The following is a 15,019-nucleotide window of genomic DNA, read 5'->3' as shown; positions in this document are numbered from 1 at the left end:
GCGGGCCGGGCGAGGCGGGCCGGGCGGGCCGGGGCGGGGCGGGGGGTCAGCGGGCGCGGGTGCGGGGGTCCATCGCCTCGCGGAGGGACTCGCCCAGGAGCGTGAAGCCCAGGGCCGTCACGGCGATGCAGATGCCGGGGAGGAACGCCAGCCACGGCGCGATCGCCAGCTCCGACTGGGCGTAGGTGAGCATGCGGCCCCACTCGGCCGTCTGCGGCAGCCCGCCGCCCAGGCCCAGGAACGACAGTGCGGCGGCGTCGATGACGGCCGTGGCCAGGGTCAGCGTCCCCTGCACGATGACCGGCCCGAGGCTGTTGGGCAGCACGTGGCTCATCGTGATCGACCGGCGCGACAGGCCGAGCGTCTGCGCCGACAGCACGTAATCGGCCCCGCGCTGCTGCAGCATCGACGCACGCAGCAGGCGCGCGAACACCGGCACCTGGGATGCTCCGATCGCGATCATGATCGCCAGCTGGCTCTGCCCGAGGATCGCCGCGATCGACACGGCCAGCAGCAGGTTCGGCACCGACAGGAGGATGTCGACGAATCGCATCACGACGTTATCGACCCACCCGCCGAACGTCCCGGCGATCAGGCCCAGCAGCATGCCGCCGGCGAGGCCGAACGCGGTGGAGATGATGCCGATCTGCAGCGACGCCTGCGCACCCCAGATGAGCTTGGACAGCACGTCGCCGCCGAAGCGGTCCAGGCCCAGCGGGAACTGCGCGAGCTCGCCGGGACCGGGGATGTCGGTGGGCGTGATGTACCGCTGGCCGGGGAGGGATTCGGCCGGATACGGCGCGAGCAGGGGCGCCAGCAGCGCGACGAGGAGGAACAGCGCGACGATGACGGCGCCGATCCACGCGGTGGGGTTGCGCCGCAGGCGCCGGAACACGTCGCGCCAGAACCCGCCGCGGGTCTTCGCGGCGAGCAGGGCGGTGTCGACGATCGCGTTGTCGTCGACCGGCCCGCCGCTGGGGGCGGGGGGCAGGATGCTGGAGCTCACTGCACTCTCACTCTCGGATCGATCACGCTGTACGACACGTCCACGAGCAGGTTGATGAGGGCGTACAGGATCGCGATGAAGATGATGAATCCCTGGAGCACGGGGAAGTCCCGTGTGAAGATCGCCCGCGCGAGGAACTGCCCGATGCCGGGGAAGGCGAACACCGTCTCGGTGAGCACCGCCCCGGAGATGAGGAGCCCGGCCTGCAGGCCCACGGTGGTGACCACCGGCAGCATCGCGTTGCGCAGGATGAAGCGGTTGCGCAGCGTCGACTGGCCGATGCCCTTGGCCCGGCCGGTGCGCACGTAGTCGGCGTTCTGCACGTCGAGGACCGACGCGCGCGTGATGCGCACGATGATCGCGAGCGGGATGGTGCCCAGCGCCAGCGCCGGCAGCACGAGGTGCAGGAGCGCATCCCACGCCGCGTCGAACTCTCCCGTGATCAGACCGTCGAACACGTACAGGTTCGTGTAGTGCGTCGCGTCGATGCGCGGATTCTGGCGCCCGTCGGAGGGCAGCCAGCCCAGCTGCACGGCGAAGACGTACTTGAGGATGAAGGCGAGGAAGAACACCGGGATGGTGATGCCGACGAGGCTCAGCACGACGGCGATGTGATCCCACGCCTTGCCGTGCTTGCGGGCGGCCCAGTATCCCAGCGGGATGCCGATGCCCACGGCGATGATCAGCGCCGCGATCGACAGCTCGAGGGTCGCCGGGAAACGCCGGAAGAACTCCTCCAGCACGGGCCGGCCGGTCTGGATCGACGAGCCGAAGTCGCCGGTGAGCAGGCGCCCGAGCCACGTGAAGTACTGCACGTACAGCGGCTCGTTGAAGCCGTACAGCTCGTTGATGCGCTCGACGGCCGCCGGCGTCGCACGCTCACCGAGGAGCGCGACGGCCGGGCCGCCGGGAAGCGCGCGGACCCACAGGAACAACAGGACGGACAACCCGAAGAGGGTGGGGATGAGCAGGAGCAGACGCCTGCCGATGGTGCGTAGCACGGGGACTCCGGAATCGGGGAGGGCACGGATGCAGCGACCCGGGCGCCGCGAAGGGCCCGGGTCGCTGCATCCTCACGTCACTCGGACAGTTCGATCAGGTTGTAGACCTCGTCCTGCACGGGGCTGGCGGGGTACGACACGACACGCTCGGCGAACGCGAGGGTCGGCACCGGGCTTGCCAGGGGCACGCCGGGCAGGAACTGCGCGATCTGATCGTTGATGTCCCCGTAGGCCGACTCCTGCTCGTCCACCGTCGGCAGTCCGCGCGCCTCGGTGAGAGCGGCGAACAGCTCCGGGTTGTCGAAGCCCCACTCGTTCGAGGGCGCACCGAAGAACGTGCCCACGAAGTTGTCGGGGTCGTTGTAGTCACCCGTCCACCCGAGGAGGTGGATGCCGTGGTCCGAGCCGCCCTGGATGAGGTCGAGGTACTCGGCCCACTCGTTGGAGACCGGGTTGAGCACGATGCCCACCGCCTCCAGCTGCGACTGCAGGTTCGTGAAGATCTGCTCCGGGTTGGGCATGTACGGGCGGGAGATGTTGACCGGGTAGTTGAAGGTCAGCGTCAGCGGGCTCGCCGCGCTGAATCCGGCGTCGGCCAGCAGCGCCTCGGCCGCGTCGGGGTCGTACTCGTACGTCGTGACGTCTTCGTTGAAGCCGATCACGCTGTCGGGCATGAACTGCTCGGCCAGCTCGGTGCCCTCGGGCAGCACCTGGCTGACCAGCTGCTCCTTGTCGATGGCGTGGGCGATGGCCTGCCGCACGCGGATGTCAGACAGGGCGGGGTCGGCGGAGTTCATGCCGAGGTACAGGACGTTGAACGGGTCACGGTTGACCAGCGTGAAGCCGGCGTCCTCGAGTGCGCCCAGGTCGGCGGGGGCGACGAGGTCGTAGCCGTCGATCGATCCGGATTCCAGCGCCTGGCGGCGGGCGGTGGTGTCGCCGATCACGCGGAAGATGACCTCTTCGACCTGACCCTGCTCGCCCCAGTAGTCCTCGAACGCCGTGACGGTGGTCTCCGAGCCCGGCTCCCACGAGTCGAACATGAAGGGCCCCGTGCCGGTGGGATGCGCCGTGGCGTACTCGCTCAGCGTGGGCGCCTCAGAGGTGCCCCCCACGTCGTCGGCGTTGTACTCCTCCAGCGCGGTCGGGCTCTGCATCGCGAACGCGGGCAGCGACAGGGCGGCGATGAACCCGGCGAACGGCTGCGACAGGTTGACGGTGACCTCGGTGTCGCTGACGACCTCGCAGCCGTCGTAGATCGAGGTGCCGGTGTCGGCGAAGCCGCGCATGATCTTGCCCCAGTAGTACGACAGGCTCTCGCTCTGCGCGATCCCGGTGAAGTTGTTCTGGCGGTCGAAGTTGAAGCACACGGCATCCGCGGTGAACTCCGTGCCGTCGTGGAAGGTCACGCCCTCCTTGAGCTGGAAGGTGTAGGACAGTCCGTCTTCGGACTGTTCCCAGCTCTCGGCCAGCAGTGGCGCGGGGTCGGCCGTGCCGGGCTCGACGCCGACGAGGCCTTCGAAGATCTGGCGGGAGATGCGGAACGATTCGCCGTCGCTGGCGAACGCGGGGTCCAGGCTCGAGGGGTCTCCGGATGCGCCGAAGACGAACGTCGAGTCGACATCGCCGGAGGAGGTCTCCTCGCCGCCGCCGCCGTCACGCTGACTCGAGCAGGCGGAGAGGGTGAGCGCCCCGATCGCGACCGCGGCCGCGCCGGTGAGCAGGCGTCGTCTCATCGTGTGTGCCATGTGGTGTGCACCTTCCATGTGGGGAGATGGCGGACCGATCGCGCGGTACGTCGTCGTGCCGCGCGCGTTCGGTTGTGCCGATCTACCGACCGTACCCGTCCAGGGCCTTCCGACCCATGGCCGGCGTGTATCGATCTTGTTTCGACCGTGCGGCCGCCGCCGCCTGCCCCGGCTAGCGTGGGGGGATGGCCCGCGCCCGCGTCGAACCCGCCGAGCTCGCCTCGGCGCGCCTGTCCGACGGGACGATCGCGCGCGTCGTGCCCTCCCCGTACACGACCGGCTACGAGCTCGTCGTGGACGGAACCCCCCAGTCGCACGTCGACCTGGACGACCCCACGCACCTGCACTTCGAGTACGTTGCCCGCATGGGGGCGGTCATCGACCGGCTCCGCCTGCCCGGCCAGCCGCTGACGGCCGTGCACCTGGGCGCCGGCGCGCTGACCCTCGCGCGCTATGTGGCGGCCACGCGCCCCGGGTCGCGACAGCAGGTGATCGAGCTCGAGCAGCCCCTCGTCGACCTCGTCCGCTCGACGCTGCCGCTGCCGCGGGGAGCGTCGATCCGCGTGCGCATCGGCGATGCGCGCGCGGGCCTCGCGCGCCTCCCGGGCGCCATGGTGGGTGCGGTCGATCTGCTCGTGAGCGATGTGTTCGCCGGCGCGCAGACCCCCGCGCACCTGACCACGACGGAGTTCTACCGTGACGCGGCGCGCCTGCTCGCCCCCGACGGCGTGCTGCTGGTGAACGTCGCCGACGGTGCCGGGCTCGCGTTCGCGCGCCGCCAGGTCGCGACGGTGCGCGCCGTGCTGCCGGATGTGGCGGTGCTCGCCGAGGTGCAGGTGCTCAAGGGCCGGCGGTTCGGGAATCTCGTGATCGCCGCATCCCCCGCCCCCCTGCCGGTGGAGTGGCTCCCGCGCCTGATGGCGGCAGGGCCGCACCCCGCGAAGGTCGCCCACGGCGCCGAGCTCGACGAGTTCGCCCGCGGCGCCCGGCCCGCCACCGACGACGATGCGACCCCCTCCCCCAAGCCCACGTCGTCGCTGTTCGAGCGTTGACCCCGGCGTGCCTTCCGTCGCCCGGCGGTGCGCTGGCACAGACTGGATCCAGCGCGCCGGGAGGTGCGCACGACGTAAGTCGCGAAGGGAGACGACGATGAGCTACATCCGCGGATACGACCCGGACACGCTCCGTGAAATCGTCGACCTGCGCGAGTGCCAGGAGCGCCTGGACGAGATCGGCCCGCAGCGGAGCCTCCCGGCCCTGCTCGAGCGCGTGTGGCTGCTGAAGGTGCTCGGGCGCCTGGACGAGGCCCTGGTCATCTCCGAGCAGTCGGTGCGCGTGGCCCGCATGGCCGGCACCCGCAAAGACCTGCTGCGTGCCCGCATCCTGCACGCCACCGTGCTGCAGGCCCGCGGTGCGCTGCCGGCGGCCATGCAGGAGCTGACCACGTGCGCCGAAGAGGCCGAGGGTGCCGAGTGGTCGGGCATCGCCGCCTTCGCACTCCAGCACCGGGGCAAGGTGTCGTACGACGCCGGCGACTACGACGAGGCCCGCACCGACTTCAAGCGCGCGCTGTTCCTGCGTCAGGACGCCGGAGCGGCCGACGAGCAGCTCGAATCCACGCTGCTGGCCATCGACGCGGCCGACCGCCGTCGCGCGCGCACCTCGGTCGCCAGCTGACTGTCGGCAGCCTGCTCTACGCTCGTCGCTCATGTCGGATCTGCAGCGGGTGCGCACGTGGGCGGAGGCGCTGATCGCCCTCCACCTGGATGCCACGTGGTCGTTCGGGTTCGACAACGCCAAGCGCCGTGCGGGCCTGTGCGACTACACGCGGCGGCGGATCAGTGTGTCGCGGTATCTCGCCGCCCGCTACGACGACGACACGAACCACCAGACGCTGCTGCACGAGGTGGCGCATGCCGTCGCCGGTCCCACCGCCGGCCATGGCCCGCAGTGGAAGCGCGTGGCCCGCGACCTCGGATACACCGGCGGCACGACCCACGCGGGCGAGACCGCGACCGAGCTGGCGCCGTGGGTGGGGGTGTGCCCCGCGGGGCACGTCGCGTACCGGCATCGCCGTGCGACGCGTCCGACCTCGTGCGCCAAGTGCGCCCCGCGGTTCGATCCGCGCAACGCCTTCACGTGGTCGCGCCGGGAGATCACCCCCGCCACGCGGCTCGCGGCCCAGACCCCGCGGTGATCCGCGGCGCGCGCGGAGCCGGCGGCCCGCTCGCGAAACGGCCGCGCCCGAGCAAGGATGAGGCATGCGCATCCTGCTGAAGCTCGTGATCGACTGCGACGCCGATGCCGCCTGGCGCGCCCTGCACTCCCCGCGGGCGGTCGCCGAGCTGTACGGACCCCTCCTGGCCATGCAGCCGCTCGCGACGCCCCCCACCGCGTGGGAGGCGGGCAGCGACCTGCCCGTGCAGCTCACCCTCGGCGGCGCCGTGCCGATGGGCCGCCAGCTGATCTCCGTGAGCGAGCGCACGACCTCCGATGCACACGGCCCCGTGCGGGTGTTCCGCGACAGCGGCATCCCCCTGACCGGCCCGCTGTCGAGCCTGGACGTGTGGGATCACCAGATGGCGATCTCCCCCGCACCTGGCGACCCGGCCCGCACCCTGTGGCGCGACCGTCTCGTCATCGGCGGCCCCACCGCACCGCTGCTGTGGCCCGTGCTGTGGTCGGCGTGGCAGTGGCGCGCCGCCCGCATCCGGGCGCTGGCCCCGACGTGGGCGCACGACCCCGAGGCTCCAGCCGGCGCACCCGAGGACGGCGGATGACGGCGGCGATCATTCGCCCTGCCCGCCCCGGCGACGAGGCCGGCATCGCGCGCGTGCACGTGGAGTCGTGGCGCGAGGCGTACACCGGCCGCATCCCCGCGTCGCTCCTCGAGCGCATGGACATCGCCCGCTACACCGAGCGGTGGGGCGAGATCCTCGCCGGCCATCACGCGTCCGGTGAGCCGACGGGGCGGTCGTGGGTCGCGGCGCTGAACGAGGAGATCATCGGATTCGCCACGTCGGGTCCGTGCCGCGACCCCGACCGGCGGCGGGAGGATCTCGAGCTGTACGCGATCTACCTGCGCGCCGCGCACTACGGCTCGGGCACCGGCTCCGCCCTGCTGGAGGCGGCCCTGGGCGACCGGCCCGCGACGCTGTGGGTGCTCGAGGACAACCCGCGCGCGCAGGCGTTCTACGCCAAGCACGGCTTCGCTTTCGACGGCGCCCTGCGCCAGGACGCCCGGTGGGGGCGATCCTGCACGAGGTGCGGATGGCCCGCTGAGGGCGGGCTACTCGGCGAGGGCCTGCACGGGGGTCACCCGGGTCGCGAGCCGGGTGGGCACGGCGGCGGCGACGAGCGTGAGCACGGCGGTGGCCGCGACCACCACCAGCACCGGCACGAGCGGGACGGAGGGCCACACGAACGTGGGGGAAGACCACGCCGGCGGCATCGCGATGGAGCCCAGGAGCGACTGCGCACCGGCCCAGCCGTACAGCACCCCCAGCACGAGACCTGTCGCCAGCGCGGCGATCGTGATGTGTGCGGCCTCCCGCAGCACCATCCCCCGCACCTGACCGCTGGAGACGCCGAGGGCGCGCAGCAGGCCCAGTTCGCGCCGGCGCTGGACGACGCCGATCGTGAGGAGGTTCACCAGCCCGACCGCGGCGATGACGGCGCTGACGCCGACCAGGGCCATCATGACGGCGGAGAACGTGTCGATGAGGGCTTCGAACTCCGGCTCCAGCGTCCCGCCGCCGGAGGTGCGGATCATGGTCTTGACCGACTCCAGTGCGACGGCGAACATGACCACGAGCGTCACGCCCATGACGACCCCGATCGCCATGCGCGAGGAGCGCTCGGGGTAGCGGAGGGCGTTCTCGGCGGCGAGCCGGGCCGTCGCCGACCGCCCGAACGCGCGGCCCACGAGCCGCAGCACGGGGGCATGACGAGCGTCGCGCCGAGGGCGAGACCGGTGAACGAGAGGATGCCGCCGAAGAACGCCACCACGACGCCCAGCGGGGTGACGAGCCCGGTGAGGATGCCGAGCACGAGGAGTGCGGCACCGGCCAGCAGCAGCGCGAGCGCCGTGCGGTTGCGGCCCGTCCGCTGCGCAACCGCCTCGTGCGAGGCCTCCACCGCGCCCCCCAGCGCCTGGAGGGGCGTGACCGCCAGCACGCGACGCGATCCCGCCCACGCGGCCGCCCACGTCGTGAGCGTCACCGCCACCGCCGGCGCCACCAGCGCCGGCTGGATGATGCCGTCGTCGACGTCGGCGGGGAGCCCCAGCAGCCGGGCGGTGAGCGCTGCGCCCGCGAGCGACAGCACGCTGCCCGCCAGCAGGCCCGCGAACGCGCCGATGGCCCCCACCCCGAGCCCCTGCCGGGCGATCTCCGCGCGCTGCGAGCGCGCCGAGGCGCCGATGAGGCGCAGCAGGGCGATGCGCCGCGTGCGCCCCGCCACGACGGTGGCGAACGTGTTGGCCGTCACGATCGCCGCGACGTACACGGCGACGCCCAGCAGCAGCACCGCGAGGATGAGGATCACCACCTCGAGCGTCCCGCTTCCGGCGAGGTAGGGGTCGGAGCTGAGAACCGCGCCGAGGAACGTGGTGGTCGCCAGCAGCACGACTCCGAACGCACTGGAGAGGGCGGCGACGAGGATGCTGGCTCCCATGCCGCGTTCGCGCAGCCAGGCGATGCGCGCGCCGGCGGGGCGGCGCATCCGCAGCTCCTCCGCGACGGCGCTCATGCCGGCACGCCCGCGTCGGCGGCGAGCATGTGCGCGGAGATCTGCTCGGCGGTCTGCGGCGGCTTGTCGGCGACGATCCGGCCGTCACCGAGGAACAGGACGCGGTCGGCGTAGGAGGCGGCGACCGGGTCGTGGGTGACCATGGCGATCGACTGCCCGTGCGTGCGGCTGGCGGCCGCGAGCAGCTGGAGCACCTCGCGGCCCGAGCGCGAGTCGAGGTTGCCGGTCGGCTCGTCGGCGAAGACGAGGTCGGGCGCGGTCGCCAGGGCCCGCGCGATCGCGACCCGCTGCTGCTGGCCGCCGGAGAGCTCGTGGGGGCGGTGGTGCAGGCGCGGCGCGAGGCCCAGGGTGTCGATGAGGCCGTCCACCCGCGCCCGCTCCAGCGCGGTGGGGCGCCGGCCGTCGAGGTCGAACGGCAGCAGGATGTTGCCGATCGCGTCGAGGGTGGGCACGAGGTTGAACGCCTGGAAGACGAACCCGACGCGGCGACGGCGCAGGATCGTCAGCTCCAGGTCGCCGAGCCCGGTGATCTCGGTGTCGCCGATCCACGCACGGCCCGAGGTCGGCGCATCCAGGCCCGCCATGACGTGCATGAGGGTCGACTTGCCCGATCCGGAGGGGCCCATGATCGCGGTGAACTGGCCGCGCCGGATCCCCACCGAGACGCCGCCGAGGGCCCGGACGGCGCTCTCTCCGTCGCCGAAGGTCTTGGTGAGGTGCTGCACCCGGGCCGCCAGGCCCAGATCGGTGGATGAGATCTGCATGCCTCGACGCTACGGACGCGCGGGCCCCGGGCGCGTCGGCCCTGCGGCGCATCCGCCTACATCGGAAGGATGACCCGGCGGGTCAGTTCAGGCCGTGGTCGTACGCGAACACGACCAGCTGCACGCGGTCGCGGAGCGCCAGCTTGGTGAGGATGCGGCTGATGTGCGTCTTCACGGTGGCCTCGGAGAGGAACTCGCGGGCGGCGATCTCGGCGTTGCTGAGGCCTCGCGCGGCGAGGGCGAACACCTCCCGCTCGCGGTCGGTGAGCGTCTGGAACGACGCCGGCACGGGCCGGGTCTCGGGACCGGCCGCGGCGAACAGCTCGCGCGTGGCGGCCGCGGCGATCACGGCGGAGCCGGCGTGCACCGTGCGGATGGCGGCCAGGAGGAATTCCGGATCGGCGTCTTTGAGGAGGAAGCCGCTCGCCCCCTGCCGGATGGCGCGGGCGGCGGCCTCGTCCAGGTCGAACGTGGTGAGCATGACGACGCGCGGCGGGTCGGGGCGGGCCAGCAGCTCGGCCGTGGCGGCGAGGCCGTCCATCACCGGCATGCGGATGTCCATCAGCACGACGTCCGGCTGCACCCGGGCGACGACGGCGAGCGCCTCCTTGCCGTCGCCGGCCTCACCCACGACCGACAGGTCGGGCTGGGAGTCCACCACCATGCGGATGCCGGCGCGGAACAGTGACTGGTCGTCCACCAGGACGACGCGGATGGGATCGGTCATGCCGCCTCTTCGATCGGGAGCCGTGCGGTCACGGCGAAGTGGCCGCCGTCGGGCCGGGCTTCCAGCATCCCACCCGCCAGCTGCGCGCGTTCGCGCATGCCGATGAGCCCGTGCCCGCCTGCCGCGGGCGGGGCCGGGGCGGCGGGCAGTGGATTGCGCACGGTCAGCTCCACGCGGTCAGGGTGCCACGCCAGGTGCACCGACACCCGCCCCTTCGCCCCGTGACGGAGGGCGTTGGTGAGGGCCTCCTGCAGGATGCGGTACACCGCCAGCTGCACCGCGGCGGACGGTTCCCACCGCGGTGCCGGGTCGACGTCGACGGCGAGGTCGACGCCGGAGGCCCGCACCTGCCCGTACAGCGCCTCGACGTCGGCGAGCGTGGGCTGGGGCCCCTCGCCCTGGCTGTGCCGCAGCTGCGTGAGCAGGAGGCGCACGTCCGAGAGCGCGGCCCTGGCCGTCGTGGCGATCGTGCCCAGCGCCGTGGCGGCTGCGGCCGGGTCGGATGCGGCGGCGTAGCGGGCGCCGTCGGCCTGGGCGATGACGACCGCGAGCGAGTGGGCGACGACGTCGTGCATGTCTCGCGCGATGCGCACGCGCTCCTGCTCCGCCACCGCGCCGGCCTCCGCGAGCACCCGCGCCCGCCGCGCCTCGCGCGCGGCCAGCGCCGTGCGGACGAGGGCGCCGGTGACCCACGCCAGCAGCAGCGCGAACGTCGCGGCGATGAGCACGGCGACGCCCACCGTGAGCAGGTCGGGGTTGGCCCAGCCGGGGAGGATCGCGTGCACGTACACCGCGATCGTGAGCGCGCCGGCGAACGCCGACGCGAAGCCCAGCCAGTACACCAGGCGGCTGCCGTAGGCGGCGGTGGCGTACAGCACGGCGAAGATCGCGACGTTGGTGGGAGAGGGGTTGAGCAGGGCCAGCATCTGCACGATCGCGCTCGCCCACGCGATGCCGAGGGCCAGTCCCGGCGCGAGGCGGCGGAAGGCGAGCGCCACGGCGAGCAGTGCTCCCGCGCCGACGCCCGCGAGCAGCTGCGCGTTGCTGACCATGGTCAGCAACGACACGTCCACCAGGAGCGCGACGAGCCCGAACAGCACCGCCGCGACGACGTCGACGACGATCTGGTAGCGGCGTAGGGGACGGAACATCGTCTCCGAGGCTACGCGGAGCCGGTGGCCCGGGGCATCAGCCTGCCGATGTATGTATCCCCGCGGGCGCCGGACGCCCGCAGACGGTCTTGAGTCTGCGGGCGCCCGGACGAGGGGTCAGATCCGGGAGAGCACCGCGACGATCGCCGACAGCCCGACCACGAGGTCGATGACGATGCAGGCCTCCGCGTACCAGCGCCACGTGACGATGTCTGCGCGGTGCAGTGCGACATCCCATCCGGCGTGCAGGATCCAGCCCACGCCGATGAGGAGGCCGGCGGCCACGGACGGCACGTTCAGGGCGGCGACGGCCAGCGCCGCGTACGCCAGGGCGCCCACGACGTGGAGGGCGAGGATCCGGCGATCGCCGAACTGACGGCGGATGCCACCGATCACGAGGTACTCCGCGCCCAGCAGCACGAGCGCCCACACGGGTGAGACCCCCGGGCGCAGGAACTCGCCGAAGGTGAGCAGGAGCGCCAGCACCGTCGGCCACCGGCGCGCGACGCGCTCCACCCCGCGACGCACGGGCGAGGAGCTCACGGCACGAAGGGGGCGCGCGCCGATGCCGAAGTGCGCGGGCATGCAGCTCACGACGGCCACGAGCGCGAACGGCACGAGGGGAGCGGCGAAGCCGAGGGTGGTCGCCCCCGCCACCGCGAGGATGGCCCGCGTCGATCGGCCGCGGTGGACCAGCCACAGCACCGTGCCGAAGAGCACGTCCACGGTCATGACGAGGGCGATGCCGGCGGGGTGGGCCACCAGGGGGAAGAGCCCGAGCGCGCCGATCACCGCGCCGGTGACCTGATCCACGAGCATCATCGACAGGGCCGCGACGAGGACCAGTTCGCCGACGGCGAGGAGCCACCGGCCGGCGGATGCAGTCGTGGACGGGCCCGCGAGGGACGAGCGGGACGGAGTGAGGGTGGGTGTGGTGTTCATGCGCTCAGCCTCGGGCGGCCCGGTGGCCGAGGACCCGTGGCGGCTGCACGACCCGACGTGAAAGGCGCACGCCGTCACCGGGAGCGGCGCAGGTCTACAATCGGCGACCATGATCCTCACGGCGCCCGCCGATCGGGTCTCGCAGCGCGTACGCCGGGCCCGCCTGCTGTCCCTGGTGTGGCTCTCGACCACGGTGCTCAGCAGCCTCCTCATGCCGGGCGTGGGTCTCCTGCGCGAGACGCGGCCGGCGTGGATCGCGCTGGGCGCCGTCGGCATCGCGGGCTTCACCCTCACTCAGGCGGGGGTCTTGTACGAGAGCGTCACGCCGCAGGCGCGCACGCGGGTGCGGCGTGCGTGGCAGGTCGCGTTCGGCGTCGCCGCCGCGCTGTCGACGGTGCTGGTCGGCCCTGTCGCCGCGGGTGGGTGGCAGACGTGGGCCTGGATCGGCGCGGCGATCGTCGGCACCCTCCCCCTCCTCCTGCGACCCCTGCTCGCCGCCGCCGGCATGCTCGCCGCGTGCGCCGTGGCCGTCGCCGTCGCCGCGGTGACGGGCGGATCGCCTGTGCAGAGCCTTCTCATCGTCGTCCTGGCCGGGGGTGGTCTCGCCTTCGTGAACCTCAGCCCGGTGTGGCTGTGGAACCTCCTCGCCGACGCGCACGCCGGTCGCGAAGCGGTCGCCGCGCTCGCCGTCGACCAGGAGCGGCTGCGTTTCGCCCGCGACGTCCACGACCTCCTGGGCCACACCCTCTCCGTCATCGCGCTGAAGGCCGAGGTGATCGAGCGCGGGACGGACGCACCGCACCTCCGACCCGAAGCCGCTGCCATCCGCCGGCTCGCCGCATCCGCTCTCACCGAGGTGCGCACCGCCGTCGCGCACTCGCGGCGCGTCGACCTCGCCGCGGAGGTGGGAGCGCTCGGGCAGGTGCTGCAGTCTTCCGGGATCGCCTGCACCATCCACGTCGATCCCGCCGCAGCCGGGCACCGGGACGCCGTGCTCGCGCCGATCGCGCGGGAGGCCGTCACCAACGTGCTGCGTCACAGCACCGCCACGCACTGCGCCATCTCCCTCACCAGCGACGGCACACTCGTGCGGCTCCTCGTGACCAACGACGGCGCCGGCTCCCGCGGCGGTGACCTCTCCGGCGACGCCGCCAGCGGCGGCCTGGACGGCATCCGCGAGCGGCTGCGCGAAGCGGGCGGCCGGCTCGAGGTGGTGCGTCGAGAGGACGAGTTCGAGCTGCGGGCCAGCGTGGGGATGCTCGCGTGATCCGGGTACTGATCGCCGACGACGAGGAGCTCATCCGCGTCGCCCTCGCCCAGCTCCTCAACCTGGAAGACGACGTCGACGTCGTCGCACAGGCCGCCGACGGCCGGGACGCAGTGGAATCCGCCGCCCGTCACCGCCCCGACGTCGCCGTGGTGGACCTCGACATGCCACGTCTGGACGGCATGGGCGTCGCGGCGGAGCTCGCCCGCGCGCTGCCGACATGCCGCACCGTCATCCTCACCGGCCGCGGCCGCCCCGTGCACCTGCCGGCGGCCCTGGCCGCCGGCGCACGCGGCTTCGTCGTGAAAGGCGCCTCCGCGGCCACCCTGGCCGACGTCATCCGGCGCGTGCACGGGGGCCAACGGTACGTCGACCCGGCCCTGGCCGCCGACGCGCTGAGCCTGCCCCCCTCGCCCCTCACCGAGCGCGAGCGGGATGTGCTGCGCCTCGCCGCGCGGGGGATGGACGTCGCCGGGATCGCCCTGCGGCTGCATCTGGCCCGCGGCACCGTCCGCAACGTGTTGACGGCGTGCCGTCAGAAGCTCGGATCGGTCACCGTGGCCGACGCGGCGCGCGACGCCGAGGCGAGCGGGTGGATCTGATCCGAGCGTTCACGGGGCGTACACGCGCAGCGCGTCGGGCACCGCGCGGACGCGGAGCGTGAATCCGGCCGGGTCGGCCTCCTCGAGCTCGCCGTCGTGCACGTACACCGCGGGAGCGTCGCCGGGGCGCACGTCGATGACCCACTCCGCTTCCACGAACCGCTCGAGATCGGACGAGGGGGGCATCAGACGGAGCGCGCGCAGCACCGAGATCGTGCGGCGGCCGAAGGCGAGCGAGGCCATCGCGCGGACGCGGGAGCCCCGCGCGTGGTGGATGCGCACGTCCAGCACCGGGTCGGACAGCCGCGCGCGCTGCATCATGGCGTGCCGGTCGGGGTCGTTGCGTCCCACGCTGACGAACACCGACCACACCGACGCGCGCCGCCCGTCGTGCACGATGCCCAGCGGACGCGCCCCATGCAGCGAACGCCACGTGGCCACCACCCCGCCCAGCCACTTGCCGAGGTTCCCCCGGCGCGTGCGCTCGGAGAGGAACTGGGGGTAGGCGCCCAGCGACACGGCGTTCAGGACGGTGACCGGCTCACCGTCGCCGGCCGACACCTCCGCCACCGCCACCGTACGGACGCGTCCGTCGGCGAAGGTCGCCAGGGCGGTGTCGACGTCGTCGAGGCCCGCGGCGCGGGCGAAGTGGTTGAACGTGCCGCCGGGGAGAACCAGCAGCGGCACGTCATGCCGGCGGGCCAGGTGCGCCATCCGCGACACCGATCCGTCACCGCCGAGCACGCCCAGCACGGCGGGCGGCTCGTCGGATGCCATCGCCTCGGCCACCGCGTCGTCGAGGGTGTCGTCGGGGCCGAGCTCGACCACGCGGGCCGCGGGCAGCCGCCGGCGGATCTCGGGCAGCGGGTCGATGCGGGCCACGGACTGCCCGGCGCTGCTGTTGGCCAGGAGCAGCAGCCCGTCGCCGTCGGGGCGCGCCGGGGGGCGATCATCGGACATGACGCGACGATAGCGGCCGGCGGTCCGGAACGGGGACGCTTGACAGGCCGGAGGTAGGCTGACGGCACCTGATCGACGCCGCGCATCCGCGCCGGCCCGACC

At 73.0% G+C, this 15,019-nt stretch carries 14 protein-coding genes and 2 pseudogenes; 7 read left to right on the top strand and 9 right to left on the bottom strand.

The genetic code is table 11. The annotated features are described in order from the left end of the window. Window positions 1-46: 46 nt before the first annotated feature. The 3 genes from F6J85_RS02365 to F6J85_RS02355 form a co-directional block, all read right to left on the bottom strand. Entirely contained in the window at window positions 47-1,006 is a 960-nt protein-coding gene (locus F6J85_RS02365; RefSeq protein WP_150923683.1) for an ABC transporter permease, read from the bottom strand. Beyond that, on the bottom strand, window positions 1,003-2,007 hold the full coding sequence (locus F6J85_RS02360) for an ABC transporter permease (RefSeq protein ID WP_150923682.1): 1,005 nt from the start codon (window positions 2,005-2,007) through the stop codon (window positions 1,003-1,005). The genes F6J85_RS02365 and F6J85_RS02360 overlap by 4 nt, the downstream gene beginning before the upstream one ends. Window positions 2,008-2,084: 77 nt before the next feature. Continuing rightward, window positions 2,085-3,755: an ABC transporter substrate-binding protein gene (locus F6J85_RS02355; protein WP_150923681.1), complete on the bottom strand. Its 1,671-nt coding sequence runs from the start codon at window positions 3,753-3,755 to the stop codon at window positions 2,085-2,087. Between the two features lie 185 nt (window positions 3,756-3,940). Here F6J85_RS02355 and F6J85_RS02350 point away from each other — a divergent pair, with 185 nt between their 5' ends. The 5 genes and pseudogenes from F6J85_RS02350 to F6J85_RS17870 all read left to right on the top strand — a co-directional run. After that, entirely contained in the window at window positions 3,941-4,807 is an 867-nt protein-coding gene (locus F6J85_RS02350; RefSeq protein WP_150918663.1) for a spermidine synthase, read from the top strand. A gap of 97 nt (window positions 4,808-4,904) precedes the next feature. Further along, window positions 4,905-5,432, top strand: a complete 528-nt coding sequence (locus tag F6J85_RS02345) for a tetratricopeptide repeat protein (RefSeq protein WP_150918661.1) — start codon at window positions 4,905-4,907, stop codon at window positions 5,430-5,432. Between the two features lie 31 nt (window positions 5,433-5,463). Beyond that, a complete protein-coding gene (locus F6J85_RS02340) occupies window positions 5,464-5,952 on the top strand; it encodes a SprT-like domain-containing protein (protein ID WP_150918659.1) in 489 nt (162 codons plus the stop codon). A 64-nt stretch (window positions 5,953-6,016) separates the two neighbouring features. Beyond that, on the top strand, window positions 6,017-6,535 hold the full coding sequence (locus F6J85_RS02335) for a hypothetical protein (protein ID WP_150918657.1): 519 nt from the start codon (window positions 6,017-6,019) through the stop codon (window positions 6,533-6,535). Beyond that, a pseudogene (locus tag F6J85_RS17870) lies at window positions 6,532-6,954 on the top strand (N-acetyltransferase family protein); the annotation flags it as partial. The gene F6J85_RS02335 and the pseudogene F6J85_RS17870, both read left to right, overlap by 4 nt. A gap of 90 nt (window positions 6,955-7,044) precedes the next feature. Here the strand turns inward: F6J85_RS17870 and F6J85_RS02325 are convergent. The 5 genes and pseudogenes from F6J85_RS02325 to F6J85_RS02305 all read right to left on the bottom strand — a co-directional run bounded on the left by F6J85_RS02325 (window position 7,045) and on the right by F6J85_RS02305 (window position 12,088). Continuing rightward, window positions 7,045-8,477: pseudogene (locus F6J85_RS02325) on the bottom strand (ABC transporter permease). Between the two features lie 23 nt (window positions 8,478-8,500). Beyond that, window positions 8,501-9,268: an ABC transporter ATP-binding protein gene (locus F6J85_RS02320; protein ID WP_150923680.1), complete on the bottom strand. Its 768-nt coding sequence runs from the start codon at window positions 9,266-9,268 to the stop codon at window positions 8,501-8,503. An 82-nt stretch (window positions 9,269-9,350) separates the two neighbouring features. Then, a complete protein-coding gene (locus F6J85_RS02315; protein ID WP_150918651.1) occupies window positions 9,351-9,995 on the bottom strand; it encodes a response regulator in 645 nt (214 codons plus the stop codon). Beyond that, window positions 9,992-11,146 (bottom strand): sensor histidine kinase, encoded by a 1,155-nt coding sequence (locus F6J85_RS02310; protein ID WP_150923679.1) that lies wholly within the window; start codon window positions 11,144-11,146, stop codon window positions 9,992-9,994. Before F6J85_RS02310 ends, F6J85_RS02315 begins: the two co-directional genes overlap by 4 nt. A 117-nt stretch (window positions 11,147-11,263) precedes the next feature. Further along, window positions 11,264-12,088 carry a hypothetical protein gene (locus tag F6J85_RS02305; RefSeq protein ID WP_150923678.1) on the bottom strand — a complete coding sequence of 275 codons (825 nt, stop codon included), beginning with the start codon at window positions 12,086-12,088 and terminating at the stop codon, window positions 11,264-11,266. A 109-nt stretch (window positions 12,089-12,197) separates the two neighbouring features. Here F6J85_RS02305 and F6J85_RS02300 point away from each other — a divergent pair, with 109 nt between their 5' ends. Continuing rightward, window positions 12,198-13,355: a sensor histidine kinase gene (locus F6J85_RS02300; protein WP_150918645.1), complete on the top strand. Its 1,158-nt coding sequence runs from the start codon at window positions 12,198-12,200 to the stop codon at window positions 13,353-13,355. Then, window positions 13,352-13,957 (top strand): response regulator transcription factor, encoded by a 606-nt coding sequence (locus F6J85_RS02295; protein ID WP_150923677.1) that lies wholly within the window; start codon window positions 13,352-13,354, stop codon window positions 13,955-13,957. The genes F6J85_RS02300 and F6J85_RS02295 overlap by 4 nt, the downstream gene beginning before the upstream one ends. Before the next feature lie 9 nt (window positions 13,958-13,966). Here the strand turns inward: F6J85_RS02295 and F6J85_RS02290 are convergent, their stop codons facing one another. Next, the gene (locus F6J85_RS02290; protein WP_150918641.1) at window positions 13,967-14,917 is read right to left on the bottom strand and encodes a diacylglycerol/lipid kinase family protein; all 951 of its coding nucleotides are present in this window, start codon (window positions 14,915-14,917) and stop codon (window positions 13,967-13,969) included. Between the last annotated feature and the right edge of the window lie 102 nt (window positions 14,918-15,019).

Origin of the sequence: Microbacterium lushaniae, from assembly GCF_008727775.1 — a bacterium.
Classification (GTDB): Bacteria; Actinomycetota; Actinomycetes; order Actinomycetales; family Microbacteriaceae; genus Microbacterium; species Microbacterium lushaniae.
Note: the sequence above shows the minus strand (reverse complement) of the source record. Positions and strands in the feature narration are given on the sequence as shown.